We start from the raw sequence: 20,399 nt of genomic DNA on the forward strand, positions 1-20,399 counted from the left end.
GGAAAATGGTGAATTGGTCCCTATACGCTTCTTCGGTGCATAGCATTCTTTTGAGGAAATATTTATGACGACGGCGCTTTTTTATCATCCGGTCAGCCTTCTGCACGATACGGGTATTCATCATCCTGAATCTCCGCTTAGAATTAAAGAAACCCTGAGCGTTTTATCCGAAGCAGACTTTGATGCACTGGATCGGCGTGAAGCCCCGGTTATAGATAAGGCCAAACTATTATGGGCACATACAAAAAGTCATGTAGATGGTGTTTTTCAAGCCATACCTGATACGGGGTATGTTGCCATAGATGGTGATACCGTTATTTGTAAAGATTCTGGTGAGGCGGCATTGCGGGCCGCGGGCGGTATTTGCGCAGCGATTGATGCTGTCATGAATGGCGAGGTTGATAACGCTTTTTGTCTGAGCCGGCCACCGGGACATCATGCTGAGCGTGATCGTGCTATGGGGTTTTGCCTGTTCTGTAATCCGGCTATTGGTGCCTATCAGGCCAAAAATAAACATGGGATCAAGAAGATAGCTGTGATCGATTTTGATGTTCATCATGGCAACGGCACTCAGGATGTTTTTTGGAATGATCCAGATATGTTTTATGGATCAACACACGGGTCCCCTCTTTTCCCCGGTACAGGCAGTGAGGGGGAAATTGGCGTGGCGGGTAATATTATGAACTGCCCTTTGCCGAGTGGCGCTGGTTCCTATGAGTTTCGCAAGGTGATGGAAGATAAGATTTTCCTAGGGATACAAGATTTTGGACCCGATTTTATCATTGTGTCCGCTGGATTTGATGCGCACCGAGAGGACCCTCTTGCGTCTTTGAATCTGGAAGATGAAGATTTTGGGTGGGTTAGCCGGAGAATTGTAGAATTGTCTCAAGAGCTATGTAATGGGCGCCTCGTTTCAATTCTCGAGGGGGGGTATAATACTCATGCCCTTTCAAGATCGGTTGCTTTGCATGTCCGGGCATTGATGAACGCAACAGATTAGCTCTGTATCATTTTTTGCAGGGAATTTTTGTAGAGTGTTTTTTTGGGGATTTTCTACGGAAAATTGTGCGCAAATTTTCGCTAGAAATTTAGCACAAAGAAGCGAGACTTACCCTTGTTTGCGGACATCTTAACACGTAGAGTGCAGGAGAATTTGTAATTTGAGGTTTCTCTATGGAAAATACGCAACCTGCTGAAAACTTAGTCGATATCAATGCTATGAGTTTTGAGGCTGCTCTTGCAGAGCTAAAGACAATTGTTGAGCGTCTAGAACAGGGCGAAGGCAAACTGGACGAAGCAATTGATGCTTATGATCGCGGCGCTAAGTTGAAGGCTCATTGTGAGGCTAAGCTTCGTGAAGCTCAGGAAAAAATTGAAAAAATTGCAATGGGTCCGGATGGACAACCACGTACCGAACCCTTTGATGTTTCATAATGGGTATATGTCCTTTGTCGTATCTGGATTTGTAATCGATAAGTATTCCCATGTCTGATATTTCCCTTGCTTTGACGAACTGTGCGCGTGTCGTAGAAGAAAAGCTTGATGAGCTTTTGCCAACTGTACAGACACCCGAGGGTGAAGTCGTTGATGCTATGCGATATAGCGCGCTGGGTGGTGGAAAACGGCTGCGTCCGTTTCTGGTCATGGAAACGGCCAAACTTTTTGACGTTGAAAAGACCTATGCATTACAGGTCGCCGCTGCGTTAGAGATGGTTCATTGTTACAGTCTGGTTCACGATGACCTTCCGGCAATGGATGATAGCGATCTGCGGCGTGGGCAGGTAACTGTCCATAAAAAATGGGATGATGCGACGGCTATCTTGGCTGGTGATGGATTGTTGACGGAGGCTTTTGCTGTCATCGCAGACCCAATGACGCACCCCGATATGGCTATCCGGTTGAAGCTGATATCTGGTTTGGCTGCTGCTGCAGGCGCCAAAGGTATGGTTGGGGGGCAAATGATTGACCTGTCTCCGTCACGGGCAAATCTGGATCTTGAAGGTATCACCCGCTTACAAGCACTTAAAACAGGAGCATTAATTCGCTATGCCTGTGAGGCTGGTGCGATATTGGGAAATGCTAAGCCAGAGGAACACCGTGCACTTAGCCTTTACGCGGAAGATATTGGACTGGCCTTTCAGATTATTGATGATCTACTCGACCACGAGGCAACACCAGAAGAAACGGGTAAGCCCACAGGAGTTGATAGTGATGCGGGTAAAGCGACATTTGTCGGTCAGTTAGGGGTGGAAAACGCGCGTGAAAAGGCCAATGAATTAATTGATTCTGCAAAATCTAGACTTGATATTTTCGCAGGAAAGGCGCAGTTACTTCGCGATACGGCCACATTTATAGTTGAGCGTAGGTCTTAAGGTTAAAACGTTAAGTCCTGATATGTTCCTATGGAATTGTTAACCCAAAGGGAATTATACTTTGGGGCTGGCTGTTAAGAAATATGAAATTATCTCAGATCTGTGTAACAGTTTTTGAGAAAAGATGTGATGGAGATAAGGGTGAGTCAGTTCGGGCACAATCGTCAGACCCCGTTGTTGGACACAGTTCATAATCCAGCTGATCTAAGAAAGCTGGATGAAAGCCAGCTGCCACAGCTGGCCGAAGAAGTGCGTCTGGATATGATCGATGCCGTCTCACGCACGGGAGGCCATCTGGGCGCCGGATTGGGGGTGGTTGAACTCACTGTTGCTATTCATCATGTTTTTAATACCCCGGATGACAAATTGATTTGGGATGTTGGGCATCAATGTTATCCGCATAAAATTCTGACGGAACGTCGTGATCAACTGCGTACGATCAGACAGGGTGGTGGACTATCTGGTTTTACCACACGTAAAGAATCTATTTATGATCCATTTGGCGCGGCACATAGTTCGACCTCTATTTCTGCAGGTCTTGGCTATGCCGTTGCACGTGATCTGGCGGGTAAAACCAATAACGTTATTTCGGTTATTGGTGATGGGTCCATGACCGCAGGTATGGCGTATGAGGCCATGAACAATGCCGGTGCCATGAATTCAAGACTGGTTGTGATTTTAAATGACAATGATATGTCTATTGCACCACCCGTGGGTGCTCTGAGTGCTTATCTGTCACGACTAATTTCTGCTAAGCCTTATCAATCCATGCGCCATCTGGCGAAAGAAATTATCAGTAAATTTCCGCCGCGTCTTGAGACTGCTGCCAAACGTGCAGAAGAATATGCGCGTGGATTTTTCACAGGTGGAACCTTGTTTGAAGAACTCGGGTTTTTCTATATAGGTCCTGTTGACGGGCACGATTTTTCACACCTGTTACCTGTTCTGAAAAATGTTCGGGATTGCGGCTTTGATGGTCCGGTCCTTATCCATGCTGTAACGCAAAAGGGTAAAGGGTATGAGCCTGCTGAAAAAGCTGCAGATAAATACCATGGCGTTTCCAAGTTTGATGTGGTGAGCGGCAAGCAGGAAAAAACACCGCCAAAGGCGCCTCTGTACCAAAATGTTTTTGCCAAGGCCCTGATTGCCGAAGCCAAACACGATGACAAGGTTGTTGCTATGACAGCGGCAATGCCATCAGGAACGGGGTTGAACTTGTTCCAGGAAGAGTTTCCTGATCGGACCTTTGATGTTGGTATTGCTGAACAGCATGGCGTGACCTTTTGTGCAGGTATGGCCTGTGATGGATATAAACCCTACGCAACAATCTATTCAACCTTTTTGCAACGTGCCTATGATCAGGTCGTTCATGATGTTGCCATTCAAAGCTTACCTGTACGGTTCATTATTGATCGGGCAGGCATGGTTGGTGCTGATGGTGTTACGCATCAGGGAAGTTATGATCTTGCGTATCTTGGGTGTATTCCGGATATGGTCATTATGGCACCATCAGACGAGCTGGAGCTGATGAATATGGTGGCGACCTCTACCACTATAAATGATAAGCCAAGTGCCATCAGATTCCCGCGTGGCGAAGCCACGGGTAAAGTTGAGTTGCCAGAAAGAGGTACTGTTCTGGAAATTGGTAAAGGGCGTATTCTTCGCGAAGGAAAGAATGTTGCTATTCTTGCTTTGGGGACACGCCTTGCAGATTGTCTGGAAGCTGCAGATAAACTTGCGGCTCATGGGTTTAGTGCAACTGTGGCGGATGCACGGTTTGCCAAACCACTAGATGCGGATCTCGTTAAAGACCTCGCGGCTAATCATGACGTTTTCCTGACAGTGGAAGAGGGTTCTATTGGTGGATTCTCTTCGCTTGTGTCCAATTTACTTGCAAACGAAGGTTTGTTTGATAATGGGTTGAAATTCCGTCCTGTCTGTATGCCGGATATCTTTATTGATCATGATAGTCCTGCGAAACAATTAGAGCAGGCAGGTCTGGATGCAGACGGTATCTTTAAGAAAGCGATGAGTGCCTTAGGACAGGAAGTCGCAAAGTCCTCGTCATCAATTGCCTAGGCCCCTTTGTTAGTTTTTTGGCTTTCAGGTACCGCGACTTTAAGTAACTTAACAAAAGCTCTATACAACTTTCTTTCAAGAAGCTAGGGTATCCTTCTTCGAGTCAAGCTTGCCATACCTTCTGGGGCGACGAACAACCGCATAATCGGCTGCGTGCGTTGGCAAACTTCAATTTTGGGATCCGTATCATGTCAACCGGACTTTTAGCAGGCAGAGCCCCTGAGGCTTCTGGCCAGCCATTGCCGCCTTCTATCGGGTGGACAGATGAAGTCAAAGCAAGTTTTCATCTTGCTTGGCCACTTGTGATTGCACAGGTGGCGCAGATGGCTCTCTTTACCACTGATGTAATTATGATGGGATGGTTGGGCCCTAAATTTCTGGCTGCGGGGACGCTGGCCACCAGTTTGATGAGCCCATTCCTTCTATTTGGCATCGGTCTTATTACGGCGGTTGCGCCTATGATGGCACAGGCAATTGGGGCGCGTGATTTTAAATCAGTTCGTCGAACCACGCGTCAGGGTTTTTGGGTTTCTTTGGTTATTGCCGCGTTTCTTACCGCTTTGATTTGGAATGCAGAGCTATTTTTTCTCTTACTTGATCAGACAGAGGAAAATGCCGCGTTGGCCCAGGGATATATTCGGTTTGCAGTTTGGAATTTCTTCCCGTCATTTTTGTTTCTTGTTTTAAGATGTTTGTTGTCTGCTCATGGTAAAACAACCGTGGTTTTAAACATTACCATTATTGGTATTGTGGTGAATGCAATCTGTAATTATGCCCTGATGTTTGGTCACTGGGGATTTCCCCGTTTAGAGTTGGCAGGGGCCGGGATTAGTACCACCTTTGTCAATCTGGTCATGTTCTTATTAATACTTGGCTATATCCTGACGCATAAGCGTTACAAACGATACGCGATCTTAGTTAGATTATGGAAAACTGACTGGGCGCGGTTCAAAGAAATTTTCCGCATTGGATTTCCAATAGGGTGTACCTTAACCGCCGAGACCGGTTTGTTTGCCGCGGCAACAATTTTGATGGGATGGCTTGGCACAAATGAATTGGCCGCGCATGCAATTGCCCTGCAATGTGCATCGGTTGCGTTCATGGTTCCGCTGGGGATCAGTCAGGCGGCTACAATTCGGGTTGGTCTTGCCTTGGGCAAAAATAATCCCGAGGGTATAAAAAAAGCAGGATGGGTTTCGATCGTAATCGGGACCGGTTTTATGATCACAACCTGTCTGGCATTTTGGTTGATACCAAAGTTTTTTATTGGGTTTTATCTGGACTTGGATCGGCCTGAAAATCAAATTTCCTTAGGGTTGGCTGTTTCCTATTTGGCCGTTGCTGCACTCTTCCAACTAGTTGACGGATGTCAGGTGGTTGCGGCAGGTGTTTTACGTGGACTGAGCGATACCAAGGTGCCGATGTTATGGGCAATCATGGGGTATTGGGTGTTTGGTTTACCGATTTCCTATTATTGTGGCTTTGTTCTTGGTGGAGGAGGCTCAGGTATTTGGTTGGGTCTTGCTGCGGGTCTTGCTTTTGTATCCGTTGTTTTTGTAATACGCTTTGCATGGCGAGAGCGTCTGGGATTAATGAATTACAAGAGCATGGAACGTGGCTAAAGTCGGAAAAAAAAGAGCTGATCAATTACTGGTTGATCGGGGGTTGGTCGAGAGCAAAACCAAGGCTCAGGCACGGATCATGGCAGGGCAGGTTTATACGGAAACCAAACGGATTGATAAACCTGGCCAGCCTTTGGCAGAAGATGCACCGCTAACTGTAAAGGGAGAAGATCACCCCTGGGTTAGCCGGGGAGGTCTTAAACTTGAAAAAGGTCTCAGAGAATTTAACATCGATCCGACAGGGAAAATCTGTATGGATGTTGGGGCCTCAACGGGCGGGTTTACCGATGTTTTACTGACCAATGGGGCCGAGAAGGTTTATGCTGTTGATGTTGGTCATGGACAGCTTGCGTGGAAAATACGTAAGGATGAACGGGTTGTCGTCATGGAGCGTACAAATGCACGCCATTTGACCACCGAACAAGTCCCCGAAGCTCTGGATATGATTGTTTGCGATGCCAGTTTTATTGGTCTGGAAACAGTATTACCTGCGTCTATGGCCTTGGCGGGGCCCGGTGCGCTTATGGTTGCGCTGATTAAACCTCAGTTCGAAGTTGGAAAAGGGCGTGTCGGTAAAGGCGGGGTCGTGCGTGAACCTGAATTGCATCAGGAAGTTTGTGATCGAATTGAAAACTGGCTGAACGAGGAAACCGATTGGGCAGTACTTGGCTTAACAGAAAGCCCGATTAAGGGACCAGAGGGGAATATTGAATTTTTGATTGCAGCTCGTAAATTTATTTAACCCTTGAATTTCACTCTGCCCTAATATGGTTAATTCTTCTATTTAAAATTGGTTTCACAATGAGAAAATCGTTGTGAAGCCTTTCTTTTTTTAAGGTTAATATCTTTATCCCCTGTTAACTGTCTCAGGGTATCTTTGCTACAGTACTTAGGTATAAGAATCGTCGGGTATAGTACCATTTCGGAGAGTTTTTCATCCAACAGGACATTTTTTTGGATTCTCATGATGCTATAAATTTAGGTAGTAGCTAACCCGACATAATTTGAGATGACTGCTTTGGGGGTAGGGGTGTGGAAGTAAAAAAGGCAAAGATCACAGACTTTTACCCGTCTATTGTTGATGTTACGGTGAATGATAGGCACTAGATCGATATGGCTTTTAAATCTGTCCGTACAAAATTATTGGTAATTTGCACTCTTTGCGTTTTGGTGACGGGGCTGGTGCCGTTTCTCTTTTTTGAAGCCCGTTTTTTCCAGTTAGAAGAAGAACGCATTGCCCAACGTGCACTTGATGTTGCAACGAAGGTTTCAATCCCTTTAACAAGATCCCTTTGGGATTACGATGAAAGCACTGTGATACTGGTTCTTGAAACGTTGATGAGAGATCCAGATCTTGTCAGTGTTAAAATAACCCTACCCGACGGTGCGGGAGAATTTTATCCTGCAGAAGACCCTAATGTATCCGACATTAATTTTTCTGAAGTCGAATATATTCGTATTCCCCTAATGTATTCTGTTTTTGATAACAACGAAACCTTGGGACATCTGGAAGTCGGGTATACGACCGAGCGGGCTTATTCCGATGTATGGACCCGGGTTTTTGTTGATGCTTTTATCTTTTTGCTAATTTTGACAACACTTGGTGGTGGGGCTGCCATTGCAATCAATCGTGCTGTTGGACGCCCCTTGAAACTGCTGTCCAATTCTATTGATGAAATGGCCAATCAGAAAAAACCTGTTTTGGTGAAGTGGAGATCCGACGATGAATTGGGGCAAACTGTAGAAGCTTATAACAATATGCTCATTACTATTGAGCAGCATGATAGGGCTTTGATCGAGGCGAAGGAAAAAGCTGAAATTGCAAATCGAGCAAAAACTTCTTTTCTTGCGAATATGAGCCATGAGCTCAGAACACCCCTTAACGCCATCATCGGCTTCTCTGAAATTCTGATGAAAGAAGATGACTACAAGGTCAACCAAGAGCGGCGGGAAGAATATCTGGGATATATCTTTGAAGCGGGTTCCAGCCTGATGACCATGGTGACTGATATTCAGCAAATATCCAGGCTTGAATCAGCAGAGGCGGGCTTACAGGACGAAGAGCTTGATGTCGGCGATGAAATACTCGGTTGTGTTCGGGCGTTGGACATGCGCGCTTCTGACGAAGGAGTCCAAGTCGAGTGTTCTATTCAGGATGACTTGCCCTATCTCAGGACCAATGCTCAAGGCTTTAAACAGATTATTGTCAACCTTCTGAGTAATGCGATTCATTTCACCCCTCGTGAAGGTCGAATTGATATTACGGTCCTGCACGATACCTATTCTGGTTTGAGCATTCGTTTTTCTGATACTGGGGTCGGCATTAAAGAAGAAGACTTGCCCTTCATTACAGATCCTTTCTGGAAGGCTGATGAAGAAGCTGAAGAGAGAAGTGGTTTGGGCCTGAGTATTGTGAAGGCGATTATTGAGCGCAATCAAGGCTCACTCTCTATAGAGAGCGAGCCTGATAGAGGAACATCGGTAACGATAAACTTCCCGTCAGATCGTTTGATTGATCGTGGATCCCTGCTTCAATAAACAGTTTTTAATCCTCTTGAACGGATGTTTTTCCTATTCTTGTCCGATAGGTGTAACACGTGAGTTCAAAATATTTGCCTTGGGGTTTTGAACAGATTGCTCAAAAGGCTTAAGGATCGGGGCTGTTATTTTGATTAGTGTACTCAATGATTTGAGAGCCACTGGATCGGTTAAAATCATCTGCCCCCCCATTGCACTTTCAAAAAGCTCTTCGAGTGGATCTTTTGGTTCTGGGAAATAAACAAGTTGATGATCAGTTTCTTCTTTGATCATCGCAGCGTCGCGAGCCACACGAATGGCATCCCTGAACCCACCGAGTTCGTCAACCAGTCCATTTTCTTTTGCCTGGGCTCCACTCCAGATTTGCCCCTTGGCAATTGAATGGATTTCTTGCTGGCTTTTGCCCCGGCCTTCACCAACTTTAACTGTAAAGTCTTCGTAGATACGATCCAGAGAGCCTTGCAATTGTGCCCATCCTTCATTGGTAAATGCTTTGTTGGCACTATAGAGATCGGCGTTTTCCCCGGCTTTTACGCCGTCCCATTTAACGCCGACTTTTTTCCAGAGGTCTGTGAGGACCATTTTACCTCCAGCAACACCGATTGACCCGGTGATCGTCACAGGGTTCGCTAGGATTTTGTAGGCTGGTGCGGATACAAAATACCCACCGGATGCCGCAACGTCACCCATAGAAATAATCACAGGCTTGCCAACTTCCTTGGCCCGGACGACTTCACGCCACATTACATCAGATGCAACGTAGGACCCACCGGGACTATCAATACGAAGAATAATAGCTTCGATTGAAGCGTCATCAATCGCATCAGAAATTGCTTGGGCAATTGTGTCTGAGCCCATTGTCATGCCACCGCCAAAGAAGGGGTCACCCTGGCTTTTTCCCAAGTGAATTTCGCCAATACCGTATACGACTGCGATCTTACTGGCATTCTCTGATGCCTCTGGTGTTGTGCTCATGGCATAATCAGCCAGGTGTACGAATTCGCGGTCGCCTGTTAGGGCTTCATCAGAAATTTCATCCCAGTAACCAACGCGATCAACCAAATCGGCATCAATAGCTTTTACAGCGCTTAAGGGAGATCTATCCATCAAAGAACCAATCTCGCCAGGTTTTTCGCGGCTGATGGAAATTTCTTTTTCGATCACATCAAAAATTGAATTCAGAACGCTTTGGGTGTTTCTTTTGACAGGCGCTGGCATGTGATCATCAGTGAACATATTCATGACGCCCTTGTATTCATACCGTTGACTGAACTGTGGCAGAATTCCCAATTCGTCCAAAACGGGACGCAAGTAGGGATTTTCCATGTTAAAGCCTGAAATATCGAGATCACCAGATGGTTGTATCCACACATTTTCAGTGGCGCTGGCCAGGTAATAATGCAGGGTTCCATGTCCTGCTTCACCATAGGTCTCAGCAAAAGAAGCAGACCATTTTCCGGTTTTAGTAAAGGCACGGATGGCTTTTCTAAGCTCCTGTGCCTGAGCCAGTTGAAGAGGTCCTTGTCCTGCTTTAATCAAGAGGCCTTTGACTCGATTGTCGTCCTGTGAGCGATAAAGTGCATCAATGGCGTCATGCAAGGGTAATCCTGGTTGAAAAGAGCTGCTAAAGTACGAAGCTTTTGTCGGCCCCTCGAAGAGGCCTTCGGAAAGATCAATTGTCAGGATCATTTCCTGTGGCAAGCTCTGGTTATCAACAGTTTTACCAACCTCTTCGATATTATTCAGGGTGACACCTAACAAAACCCCTAGAAGAATGACAAGTAGGCCAAGGGCTGCAAATAACCCTACGATACCTTTGAAGATAAATTTAAAAAAAGACATGAATTCAAAAACCTGAAATTTATATAGAAACAGTTGGACATAAGGATGATAGGCACAAGACGTTTTTGCAAGCACGGTATACCATATGGGCTCTATTTTGATGGAAATATAATATAGATATTCCCTTTATCATCAGCAAAAGGTAGCTCGGAAGATTGCGGCTTTTAAAAAAGCTGTTAGATTGGCGGAAAATCATCCCGCTAATATTTAGCTGGAATATAACTATAAAGTCAGGTGTCAGGAATTATGAGACGTAAGGCGCGCCGTGGTGGCGGAAAGCAAATAGAGATTCAGATTGATACTCTGGGTGCTCGCGGTGATGGTGTTGCCGATCATGAAGGGCGGCCTGTGTATGTTCCCATGACAATGCCGGGTGATAAACTTCGCGTGAAGTTGGTGGGCGAACGTTCTGGTGGTCTCAAAGCAGAGATATTGGAGCTTCAAGAATTGGGGGCGAACCATATCGATCCGCCCTGTGAACATTTTGGTCCTTGTGGGGGCTGTACAGTGCAGCACGTTGCCCCTGATTTTTATCGAACATGGAAAAGAGACGCGGTTGTACAGGCTCTCACACGTAAGGGGTTTAGCGGTGGAGAGGTAACTGAGCTTGTTCAGGTAGAAGCTGGCACTCGGCGACGGGCCGTTTTTGCAGCTGCAGCGCGCGGCAAGAAAATTGATCTCGGATTTCATGAACGTGAGAGCCACAAGGTTGTTCAAGTTGTTGACTGCAAGTTGCTCACCCCTGAATTAAACCAGCTGATTGATCCGTTAAGAGAGTTACTCAAAGTGCTTTTAGGGCCGGAACAGGCAAAAGCAGATATCACAGTTATTGGATCATCAGCAGGACCGGATATTCTGGTTGTTACAGATGCAAAGCTCGTGCTGGAAGGGCGGGAAGCGATCACGGTTTTTGCCGAGAAACATTCTATAGCGCGTTTTGCTTGGGGGCGCCCGCGGCAAGAACCTGAACCTGTTGCCATAAGGGATAATCCCTATCAAAAGTTTGGGGATGTTCAGGTGCTGCCGCCCGAAGGTGCATTTTTGCAACCAAGCCAAGAAGGGCAGGATGCGCTCACAAATTTGGTTTTGGGGTATTTGCCTGAAGAACTTGAAACGGTCGCCGATTTGTTTTCTGGGTGTGGTACCTTTACCTTTCCGCTTTCTAAACATGCACAAGTTCATGCTGTTGAAGGGGATGAACGAGCAATTACGGCACTGATATCTGCCGCACGTCGAAACGATACAACACATCGCATCACATCCGATTGTCGTGATCTTGTGAAGGATCCGGTTACGGCTGATGAATTGCAAGGTGGGGACTGTGTTGTCCTTGATCCTCCCAGAACGGGTGCGAAGGAACAATGCCATGAATTGGCGCAATCAGATATCAAGACGATTATCTATGTCTCTTGTAGTCCCAATACCTTTGCCCGGGATGCCAGAATACTTGTGGAAGGGGGCTACACCCTCAAAGAGGTCACCCCTGTTGATCAGTTTATCTGGAGTGGTCATCTAGAAGTTGTTGGTTGTTTCGAACTTGATGATTTTGAGGATGATGAAAATGACGAAGAGGGCTTGTAGAACCAAGTCCTTTTCCTAAATAATACCCATGTTTTGCATGAGGCATTATGGCGCTATTGCTAAAAGCAATGATTACTAGCTTTGCTGGTCGGTCATTTACTTATATGGTTTCCAGAGCTGTATACTGACATGATGACTTGCTGTGTTTTTCAATAATTATTTGGCCTTTGATATATCTATGAACCTGCAATTTACTCCCGAAGATCATCCGAAAATTCCCAATGAAAAAGTTGGTGTTCTGTTAATGAACTTGGGTACACCCGACGGCACTGACTATTGGTCTATGCGACGTTACCTGAGCGAATTTTTGAGTGATACCAGGGTGATCGAAGCGCCAAAGTGGCTTTGGCAGATAATCTTGCAGGGTATTATTTTGACGACCCGGCCAAGTAAGAGTGGCGAGGCTTACAAGGAAATTTGGAATAAGGAAAAGGACGAATCTCCTCTTCGTACGATTACACGTGATCAAGCTGAGAAACTGCAAGCTGCATTAGAAAAAGAGTACCCGAATGTGGTTGTCGACTGGGGGTGGCGCTATGGTAATCCCGCGGTTAAGGAGCGAATAGAGGGTTTGCAGAAGCAAGGGTGTAACCGTATTCTTCTTTTTGCGCTTTATCCGCAATATTCTGCAACCACGACGGCAACGGCTTATGACAAGTGTTTTGATGCATTGAAGACAATGCGTTGGCAGCCAGCTGTGCGGTGTGTACCAGCCTATCATGATGCCCCTGTCTATATTGATGCGCTGGCTAAATCAGTAGAACAAGGTATCGAGGGGCTTTCATGGGAACCTGATGTTACCATCGCATCTTTCCATGGTCTTCCGGTTGAATACCATGAAAAGGGTGATCCGTATTACTGTCATTGTGCCAAGACAGCACGCTTGCTGCGCGAAAAGTTGGGGTGGTCCGAAGACAAGTTGAAACTGTGTTTTCAGTCGCTTTTTGGGCCAAAGGAATGGCTCAAACCCTATACGCAGCCGACCGTCGAGGAAATGGCACGTAATGGTGTGAAGAATTTGGTCATTCTAACACCTGGGTTCTCGGTTGATTGTGTTGAGACCTTGGAAGAGATCGACATCGGTGTGCGCGAAGCCTTTTTGGAAAATGGGGGTGAGAACTTCGCCTTTATTCCTTGCTTAAATGATAGCGAGGCTGGCATGGACGTCATTAAAGAAATTACAGTGCGCGAACTCCAGGGATGGATCTAGCGCGGATCTTATTTAAGGGCAGAAAGAACATTGGAATAATCGTCGGTCCAGGGTTCGTCTGTTTCTTTAACTGAAAGCTCACTCCATCCCCTAAGTGCCTTGTTGCCAGTTTGGTTTGTTATTGGAATAAGATCATTAAGTGTTTCGACATTCTGAGCGAGGGCAACCCAAGTTGCAGAATAACGTAAAGGGTGTTCCGTAACATCCCTCTCTTGCCGCGTATAATTATACATACGTGAGGTCAACCCAGATGCTTTTGCGGTCGCGGCGACGACGTGTTCCAAATCGAAATACCGATTGGATATGTGCAAAATAATGATGCCGTTATCTTTGACTTTCTTTTTGTAAAGATCAAATGCCTCTTTTGTCATCAAATGCAAGGGAATGGCATCTGACGAGAAAGCATCAGCAATAAGTAAGTCATAGCTTGCATCAGGAATGTTTTTTAAAGAGAGGCGGGCGTCACCAATGATGACCTCTGTTTCTTGCGCACATTCTTGCATGTAGCTAAAAAATTTGGGGTTTCTGGCCATAGTTTCAACCAGCGGATCAATTTCAAAGAAAGTCCAGTTTTGTCCGGCTTGTCGATAACAGATAGCGGTGCCTGCCCCCAGACCGATTGCACCGATCGATTGGACTTTTTCATCATTGGTATTATAGGCTTCAAATAGTTTCCCCAGACCGGATTCCTGATGATAATAGCTCTGTGGTTCCAGTGATCCCTTGACCTGAATACCATGTATCGTTGTGCCGTGTTTGGCGATATGTGCAACTTGTGCGGAAGAATTTTTGTTTTCTTCATTAGTGATTGTTTCTTTTACAGCATAAACCCCAAAAAAACTGCGTTCTTGGAAAAGAATATCACGATGAGAACCCAATAAGAACGGGATGATGAATAACCCAATTGTCACGGTAAGGGCCAGACGAAGAGGTCGTCCAACACCCTCTAGCATTATCAACAGGAACAGGGTTAGTACCACGACAGAGACCAACTTGGAACCGACACTCTCTGTGCCCACTTCCCTGCCGATAAGCAGTAGCCCAATCAAACACAAAGAAAAGATTATATCAGCACGATAGCTTTGTGCTTTTGCCCCTATGCGGCTCTTTATTATAGCGACAAGCGTAGTTGTTTTAGTTGGCATCAAAAAAGCGGCCACGACCAGCAATATAACGTATTCGTAGATATCAGTGAACGCAATGGGGGCGATAAGCCCAATAAAGATTCCTCCTAAAACGCCCCCAAAAGACATCGCAATATAAAAGTTGGTTAAATATTTTGCGTGGGGACGTGTCGCGGCCAGAAGTCCGTGGAAGTAAAGGGCGAGGATGAAGAAGCAAAATAAATTCCCGAGAGCAAAGTAAAGGACAGTGTTTGCGTGGGTAACGGACACATTAAAAAAAATAATTAATATCAAACAATAGGGGGCCAGTTTTTCTGTGAAGCGATGGGGAATTATCGGACGTCTGGAAAAAACAATGACAAAGGTAAGGAGGTATAGAATTAGCGGAAAGACCCAAAGCAACGGGGTTGAGAGCAAGTCCGTTGTAATTTTATTTGTTACGCTCAGTAAAAGAGCTGAAGGAACAAAAGCCAGGATTATCCATTTGATGTAGGATTTAAGACTTGGTGTCGTGTGATCATCATTCGTCTCTTTTTGCTGTTCAGATATCTCAAGTGATTTTCTGTTTGGACGCAAGGCTATGCCACAGGTGAAAATTAAAAGCAGCAACGCTATGAACCCATAGGACCAAAGCCAGGTTTGTGTTTTTAATCCAAATTGTATTTCGATAAAAAGAGGATAGGCGACCAAAGCCGTAATGCTGCCCACATTACTGGCTGCGTAAAGAAAGTAGGGGTCATGCGCCTCTGTATCGCCAGAAGAACGAAACCAATCCTGTAAAAGAGGGGCGTTCGCAGAAACAATAAAAAAGGGGAGGCCAATAGCCAATGAAAAAAGACTTAGTAACCATAAAGATGGCCAGCCTTCAGAAGGTGTATTGTGTTCAGCAGGAATTGCAATTGGTAAAAAAAGCAGAGCCACAGCCATTAAAAGTAAATGAATGATAAGCTGATTTTTGAGCCTGAAGGTTGATGAGAGGAAATGCGCGTAGAGATAACCCGCCAATAACATTGATTGAAAAAAAATCATGGCGGTATTCCATACCGCAGGCGCGCCACCCAGTAATGGCAGCACCAGCTTGGTAAACATTGGCTGGATTAAAAATAAAAGAAAAGCACTACAACACAGGGTGAGTATGAACAGGTAACGGGTAGAGACACTGTTCGTTGAGCTCGTTGTTATTTCGTTGTTATTACGCGTGCTATTCATCGTAATCCAAATACCCTTGTTATTCAGGTATCGGATAATATTGATCACAAGTTAAAACAGCTTTAATCCATTGTTATAAAATGTATTAAAGCTGTTTGTTGAATAAGCTGACGCCGATTATCTCTTATGCGAAATTATCTGTTCTGTGCTTTGTGGCGCAGCCAATGATCCGCAAGGGTAAGAGCCATCATTGCTTCGCCAACCGGAACACCGCGAATGCCAACACAAGGATCATGACGACCTTTGGTAAAGATATCGGTTTCTTCACCATCTGTTGTTACTGTTTTCCGCGGTGTGAGGATTGAGCTGGTTGGTTTGATGGCAAAGCGCACCACCACGTCCTGACCTGTGGAAATACCGCCGAGTATACCGCCAGCATGATTGGTGATGAAGTGGGGCTTACCATCAACCATGCGAATTTCATCCGCATTTTCTTCGCCGCTGTAGGCTGCGGTTTCAAATCCATCGCCAATTTCAACACCTTTGACCGCATTGATTGACATCATCGCCTTTGCCAGATCTGAATCCAGCTTGTCATAGACTGGATCACCCAACCCGACGGGCACATTTGAAGCCACAATTTCAATAACAGCGCCCAGTGAAGAGCCAGCCTTTCGGGCTGAATCCAGGTAGGTTTCCCATTCTTTGGCTGCAACTGGGTCCGGGCACCAGAAAGGGTTATTGGACACTTCGTTCCAGTCCCATCGCGTACGATCAATTTTATGGGGGCCCATCTGAACCAGTGCCCCACGAATTTGTACGCCGCCCTCTATCTGGGTATCCAGAACTTTGCGGGCAATTGCACCTGCGGCAACGCGCATGGCTGTTTCGCGGGCAGAAGAGCGTCCACCACCACGATAGTCGCGGATGCCGTATTTTTCCCAATAGGTAAAGTCGGCATGTCCCGGGCGGAATTTCTTGACGATATCACCGTAATCTTTAGAGCGCTGATCCGTGTTCTCGATAATTAGGCCGATCGGAGTTCCTGTCGTTTTGCCTTCGAAAACGCCGGAAACGATTTTAACGCTATCTGGTTCTTTCCGCTGCGTTGTGAAGCGATTTTGGCCTGGTTTACGCGCATCCAGATACACTTGAATTTCTTCTTCGGTGATCTCTATGAGCGGTGGTGTTCCATCGACAACGCAACCAATCGATGGGCCGTGACTTTCGCCCCAGGTTGTAAAACGGAAAATTTCACCAAATGTATTACCAGCCATGATGTACTCGCAGCGTTAGATCGTTTGAATTAAAAAGGGAGCGGCAGCTCAGCCGCGCTCCCTTTTCATATATTGCTTTTCAGCAGAGATTTAAGATTGCGGGTTGAAATTACTCAGCAATTCAGAAAGCTCTTGGGCTTTGTCCACATTCATCATACCGACGACGTGATAGCCGGAATCAACATGGTGAATTTCACCCGTTACACCACCGGACATATCAGACAGAAGGTAAAGACCTGCGCCGCCAACTTGTTCAATGCTTACATTTCGTTGCATTGGTGAATTTAGCTCATTCCATTTCAGAATATGACGGAAATCACCAATACCAGAAGCAGCAAGCGTTTTGATTGGGCCTGCAGAAATGGCGTTAACACGGATGTTATCCGGGCCAAGGTCATCAGCCAGATAACGCACAGATGCTTCAAGCGCAGCTTTGGCAACGCCCATAACATTGTAATGCGGCATAACCTGTTCAGCACCATAATAGGTCAATGTGACCATGCTGCCGCCTTCGGTCATCAATGGCGCAGCATGCTGAGCAATTGAGGTAAAGGAATAGCAGGAAATATCCATGCTCTGTAGGAAATTTTCGCGGCTTGTATTAAGATACTTACCTTTGAGTTCTTCTTTATCAGCATAGGCAATCGCGTGGATCAGAAAATCCATCTTGCCCCATTTTTCTTCAATTTCTTTAAAAACAGCTTTGACGCTGGCGTCATCGGTAACGTCACACTGTAAAAGAATATCGGAATTAACTGATTCTGCGAGCGGCGCAACACGCTTTTTCAAGGCATCGCCCTGATAGGTGAAAGCCAGTTCTGCGCCTTGATCAGCAACCGCCTTGGCGATCCCCCAGGCGATAGAGCGGTCATTGGCAACGCCCATTACTAGGCCGCGTTTACCAGCCATCAACGGTTGTGGGTTGGACATCGGGTTCCTCACTGTGAGATTGTCCTAGAAAATAAAAAGTGAAGCATCCTACAACATTGCCGAGATTGGTCAAAGATTTGGCGACATGTAGAATACTTTTTCTGACTTTTAGCTGGGAATTTCGCTTTCTGCCAGCGATAGTTAACAAGAAATGTCAAAATGGTTGAATTTGAGGGCAACTTTAGATGGTAGATTCGAAAAATCGGCGTTTGTTAATGACACTGAGCGCGGTATTTCAAAAAGAGAATCTGAATAATGCTATTCTTTTTCTTGGTTACGTCTTTAAACGCTTTGGGAAAGACAACGGAACACGGGTGGCTGCATCGTTAAGCTATTCATCCCTTTTGGCAATCGTGCCCATGATGACGATTGCATTAGCTCTGCTTTCGGCCTTTCCCGGATTTGAAGATTCCAGAGGCGAATTACAAGCGACTCTCTTTAATAATCTTTTACCTTCCGCCGAAATTGAAATCAGTGAGCAGTTGAATGCCTTTGTCGATAATGCAAAGAATATGACGACAATCGGCGTTTTGGCGTTGGCTGTGACGGCAATTATGCTGCTTTATACAATCTCTAATTCCTTTAATAGTATTTGGCGTGTTCAAGAACGCCGTCCTATATTTAATCTGATTCTTGTTTATTGGGCGCTTTTAACTCTTGGGCCACTGATGCTGGGGGCGTCCTTAACAGTGTCGAGTTACGGTTTTGCGATTGCCGAACTAGCTGATCAATCGGGGCGTACGAGTTCGTTGGTTACGTTACTTGCACCAGTTGTTCTGGGCTGCATCGCTTTTACTGTTTTGTATCTTGTGGTTCCCAATCGTCCTGTTCTGTTCTCTCATGCCTTGGTTGGCGGGGTTGTTTCGACAATGTTGTTCGAGCTACTGAAACGTGGCTTTGGACTTTATTTACAATATTTTCCGTCATACCAGGTCATCTACGGCGCTCTGGCCACGATTCCAATATTCCTGATCTGGATGTATCTCTCTTGGGTTGTTGTTCTGCTTGGGGCTGAAATTACAGCCGCTTTACCGGAAAGACGTGCTGCATTGCGTAAAGATATTAAACGCGAGGGGATCGGTGACCGATTGTCTTTGGCAATTGCTTTACTTCAAAAACTGGAAGGTGCCGGAAGGGTTGGGGCAACTTTGAAAGAGACCGTCATGATGCGGGGTCTTCCTGCGGACCTACAGGCAACAGCAGAAGTTTTATCTGATTTGAAAGATATGCATATTGCGGAGCGTACAGGTCGGGGACGCTGGGTACTTTGCCGTGACCTTGAAACCATGACTCTGGGCGATCTTCTTCGGGAAATGGATCTGAACTATGACCCCAAGCGCAATTGGCCCGACGGGGTTCGGGACGTTCTTGATGTTCTGGAAGAAAACCCCAAAGACATTAGGGATAAAAGTCTTAAAGAGATTCTACAAAAAGCGGTTTAGTTGTAAGTTGTATTGTTGTGGTTTTTTACAGCTGCATTTTTTGTATGTCTTACTGATGTTTTCTGTTTATAGAAGTCTGATTATTATGCGTCATTTTTTTACATTATCGACTTTGGTCTTTATTTCTCTCTTTTCAACAAATCCTTTGAAAGCTGAAGATAAAACGCTTTGCTTTATGGGGTGGGCATCAACTGAAAAAGGACAGTATACCCAAGCCATCAATTTATTCGATGAATGTATAGAGAAAGGTGAATTATCAAAAAGTACATTAGCCTTAACTTATCGAAACCGAGGTATTACTTATCGCCGAATGAATAAGCCAGAGGAAGCTGTTGCTGATTTTGAGAGAGCTCTTGAGATGAATTTTAATGTCGAGGATTTGATTAACTTAGCAAATGCAAAATCAAGTGTCGGAGACTACGCAAGTGCTTTGAGAGATTATGATCAAGCCTTAGAAATAAAACCCAAATATAATCAAATTTATTATAATCGTGCTGTTATGTTTGAGCAGCAAAAAAAGTGGATGGCAGCCAAATCTGATTACGAATTGGCATTCCAGCTCGGGGTGCGTGGAGTTGCGATAGAACACAAGCTTGCAGAGTTAGGGGCTCTGGAATTGAGCCCTATCAAAGCTGAGGTCCCTCACTATCCTGTGCCTGAGAATTTTTTTGCAGTAGAAAACGGTAAAATTGAGGATGTTTCAATCGTAAGGCATGTGCCAAAGGGACAAAAAAAAGACCAGTGGAATTTGAGGATTACTTCTACAAGTAGAGAGATTTCCCAAGTTCCAGGAATAGCTCTTAGGGAGATATTAAACTATCGAATTGATCAGTTTTCTTCTGAGTGTAAATACTTTCAAAGAATGAATGTTGTTCTTCCAATTACACCGCCGATGAATTACCAACCAAGTACAAACTCTTTTGGAAAATCAGATTTAAAAACAATTTCAGGAACAACAGCTCTATTTTGTGACGAGAGAGATATCGGCAAAGTTGATAAGAGCATTAGTAAAAACGGATTTACGATGTTGAAAGTTATCGTTTCTGCAGACAAAGCCTATACCTATGAGTTTGAATGGCAGCATGACAAAGATAAGTCTGAATGGATTCATAACTCTGGTATGCTTCGAAATAGCCTCATTCCTCTTTTTAAGAAAGTATGGATTGAAGATATTGGGAAATGATGTGCTTTTTATTACGGTACTATGCTTTTGAATAATATGATCGAGGCGGC

General features: G+C 45.3%; 15 protein-coding genes. 11 read left to right on the forward strand and 4 right to left on the reverse strand.

What is annotated here, in order from left to right; genetic code table 11:
* The first annotated feature begins 64 nt into the window (after window positions 1-64).
* The 7 genes from ACN0QW_RS15595 (at window position 65) to ACN0QW_RS15625 (ending at window position 8,611) form a co-directional block, all read left to right on the forward strand.
* Window positions 65-1,000 (forward strand): histone deacetylase family protein, encoded by a 936-nt coding sequence (locus tag ACN0QW_RS15595; RefSeq protein ID WP_417432618.1) that lies wholly within the window; start codon window positions 65-67, stop codon window positions 998-1,000.
* Window positions 1,001-1,173: 173 nt separating this feature from the next.
* Complete coding sequence (locus ACN0QW_RS15600; protein ID WP_417432620.1) at window positions 1,174-1,434, forward strand: exodeoxyribonuclease VII small subunit; 261 nt, start codon at window positions 1,174-1,176, stop codon at window positions 1,432-1,434.
* Window positions 1,435-1,484: 50 nt separating this feature from the next.
* A complete protein-coding gene (locus ACN0QW_RS15605) occupies window positions 1,485-2,372 on the forward strand; it encodes a polyprenyl synthetase family protein (protein WP_417432622.1) in 888 nt (295 codons plus the stop codon).
* Window positions 2,373-2,501: 129 nt separating this feature from the next.
* Window positions 2,502-4,451 (forward strand): 1-deoxy-D-xylulose-5-phosphate synthase, encoded by a 1,950-nt coding sequence (gene dxs, locus ACN0QW_RS15610; protein ID WP_417432624.1) that lies wholly within the window; start codon window positions 2,502-2,504, stop codon window positions 4,449-4,451.
* A 188-nt stretch (window positions 4,452-4,639) separates the two neighbouring features.
* Window positions 4,640-6,073: an MATE family efflux transporter gene (locus ACN0QW_RS15615; protein ID WP_417432626.1), complete on the forward strand. Its 1,434-nt coding sequence runs from the start codon at window positions 4,640-4,642 to the stop codon at window positions 6,071-6,073.
* The gene (locus ACN0QW_RS15620; protein ID WP_417432628.1) at window positions 6,066-6,815 is read left to right on the forward strand and encodes a TlyA family RNA methyltransferase; all 750 of its coding nucleotides are present in this window, start codon (window positions 6,066-6,068) and stop codon (window positions 6,813-6,815) included. Before ACN0QW_RS15615 ends, ACN0QW_RS15620 begins: the two co-directional genes overlap by 8 nt.
* Window positions 6,816-7,186: 371 nt before the next feature.
* Window positions 7,187-8,611, forward strand: coding sequence for a HAMP domain-containing sensor histidine kinase (locus tag ACN0QW_RS15625; protein ID WP_417432630.1), 1,425 nt, complete (start codon window positions 7,187-7,189; stop codon window positions 8,609-8,611).
* 33 nt (window positions 8,612-8,644) lie between these two features.
* Here the strand turns inward: ACN0QW_RS15625 and sppA are convergent, their stop codons facing one another.
* Window positions 8,645-10,453, reverse strand: coding sequence for a signal peptide peptidase SppA (gene sppA, locus ACN0QW_RS15630; RefSeq protein ID WP_417432632.1), 1,809 nt, complete (start codon window positions 10,451-10,453; stop codon window positions 8,645-8,647).
* Window positions 10,454-10,699: 246 nt separating this feature from the next.
* Here sppA and rlmD point away from each other — a divergent pair, with 246 nt between their 5' ends.
* Both rlmD and hemH read left to right on the forward strand, forming a co-directional pair.
* On the forward strand, window positions 10,700-12,034 hold the full coding sequence (gene rlmD, locus ACN0QW_RS15635) for a 23S rRNA (uracil(1939)-C(5))-methyltransferase RlmD (protein WP_417432634.1): 1,335 nt from the start codon (window positions 10,700-10,702) through the stop codon (window positions 12,032-12,034).
* A gap of 178 nt (window positions 12,035-12,212) precedes the next feature.
* The gene (gene hemH, locus ACN0QW_RS15640; protein ID WP_417432636.1) at window positions 12,213-13,244 is read left to right on the forward strand and encodes a ferrochelatase; all 1,032 of its coding nucleotides are present in this window, start codon (window positions 12,213-12,215) and stop codon (window positions 13,242-13,244) included.
* 8 nt (window positions 13,245-13,252) lie between these two features.
* Here the strand turns inward: hemH and ACN0QW_RS15645 are convergent, their stop codons facing one another.
* From ACN0QW_RS15645 to fabI, 3 genes are all read right to left on the reverse strand, one after another.
* Window positions 13,253-15,577: a fused MFS/spermidine synthase gene (locus ACN0QW_RS15645; protein WP_417432638.1), complete on the reverse strand. Its 2,325-nt coding sequence runs from the start codon at window positions 15,575-15,577 to the stop codon at window positions 13,253-13,255.
* A 134-nt stretch (window positions 15,578-15,711) separates the two neighbouring features.
* Window positions 15,712-16,794 carry a chorismate synthase gene (gene aroC, locus ACN0QW_RS15650; protein ID WP_417432640.1) on the reverse strand — a complete coding sequence of 361 codons (1,083 nt, stop codon included), beginning with the start codon at window positions 16,792-16,794 and terminating at the stop codon, window positions 15,712-15,714.
* Between the two features lie 90 nt (window positions 16,795-16,884).
* Window positions 16,885-17,724, reverse strand: a complete 840-nt coding sequence (fabI, locus tag ACN0QW_RS15655) for an enoyl-ACP reductase FabI (RefSeq protein ID WP_299372813.1) — start codon at window positions 17,722-17,724, stop codon at window positions 16,885-16,887.
* A gap of 185 nt (window positions 17,725-17,909) precedes the next feature.
* Between fabI and ACN0QW_RS15660 the strand changes: the two genes are divergently transcribed.
* Entirely contained in the window at window positions 17,910-19,166 is a 1,257-nt protein-coding gene (locus ACN0QW_RS15660) for a YihY family inner membrane protein (protein ID WP_417432642.1), read from the forward strand.
* Between the two features lie 85 nt (window positions 19,167-19,251).
* On the forward strand, window positions 19,252-20,349 hold the full coding sequence (locus ACN0QW_RS15665; RefSeq protein ID WP_417432644.1) for a tetratricopeptide repeat protein: 1,098 nt from the start codon (window positions 19,252-19,254) through the stop codon (window positions 20,347-20,349).
* Window positions 20,350-20,399: the final 50 nt, after the last annotated feature.

Origin of the sequence: Kiloniella sp. (assembly GCF_048259265.1) — a bacterium.
In the GTDB taxonomy this organism is placed as follows: Bacteria; Pseudomonadota; Alphaproteobacteria; order Kiloniellales; family Kiloniellaceae; genus Kiloniella.

Bases quoted from the DNA above. Each gene is read 5' to 3' on its own strand.
- ACN0QW_RS15595 (WP_417432618.1), top strand. From the start codon at position 65: ATGACGACGGCGCTTTTTTATCATCCGGTCAGCCTTCTGCACGATACG.
- ACN0QW_RS15600 (WP_417432620.1), top strand. From the start codon at position 1,174: ATGGAAAATACGCAACCTGCTGAAAACTTAGTCGATATCAATGCTATG.
- ACN0QW_RS15605 (WP_417432622.1), top strand. From the start codon at position 1,485: ATGTCTGATATTTCCCTTGCTTTGACGAACTGTGCGCGTGTCGTAGAA.
- dxs (WP_417432624.1), top strand. From the start codon at position 2,502: ATGGAGATAAGGGTGAGTCAGTTCGGGCACAATCGTCAGACCCCGTTG.
- ACN0QW_RS15615 (WP_417432626.1), top strand. From the start codon at position 4,640: ATGTCAACCGGACTTTTAGCAGGCAGAGCCCCTGAGGCTTCTGGCCAG.
- ACN0QW_RS15625 (WP_417432630.1), top strand. From the start codon at position 7,187: ATGGCTTTTAAATCTGTCCGTACAAAATTATTGGTAATTTGCACTCTT.
- sppA (WP_417432632.1), bottom strand. From the start codon at position 10,453: ATGTCTTTTTTTAAATTTATCTTCAAAGGTATCGTAGGGTTATTTGCA.
- rlmD (WP_417432634.1), top strand. From the start codon at position 10,700: ATGAGACGTAAGGCGCGCCGTGGTGGCGGAAAGCAAATAGAGATTCAG.
- hemH (WP_417432636.1), top strand. From the start codon at position 12,213: ATGAACCTGCAATTTACTCCCGAAGATCATCCGAAAATTCCCAATGAA.
- ACN0QW_RS15645 (WP_417432638.1), bottom strand. From the start codon at position 15,577: ATGAATAGCACGCGTAATAACAACGAAATAACAACGAGCTCAACGAAC.
- aroC (WP_417432640.1), bottom strand. From the start codon at position 16,794: ATGGCTGGTAATACATTTGGTGAAATTTTCCGTTTTACAACCTGGGGC.
- fabI (WP_299372813.1), bottom strand. From the start codon at position 17,724: ATGTCCAACCCACAACCGTTGATGGCTGGTAAACGCGGCCTAGTAATG.
- ACN0QW_RS15660 (WP_417432642.1), top strand. From the start codon at position 17,910: ATGGTAGATTCGAAAAATCGGCGTTTGTTAATGACACTGAGCGCGGTA.
- ACN0QW_RS15665 (WP_417432644.1), top strand. From the start codon at position 19,252: ATGCGTCATTTTTTTACATTATCGACTTTGGTCTTTATTTCTCTCTTT.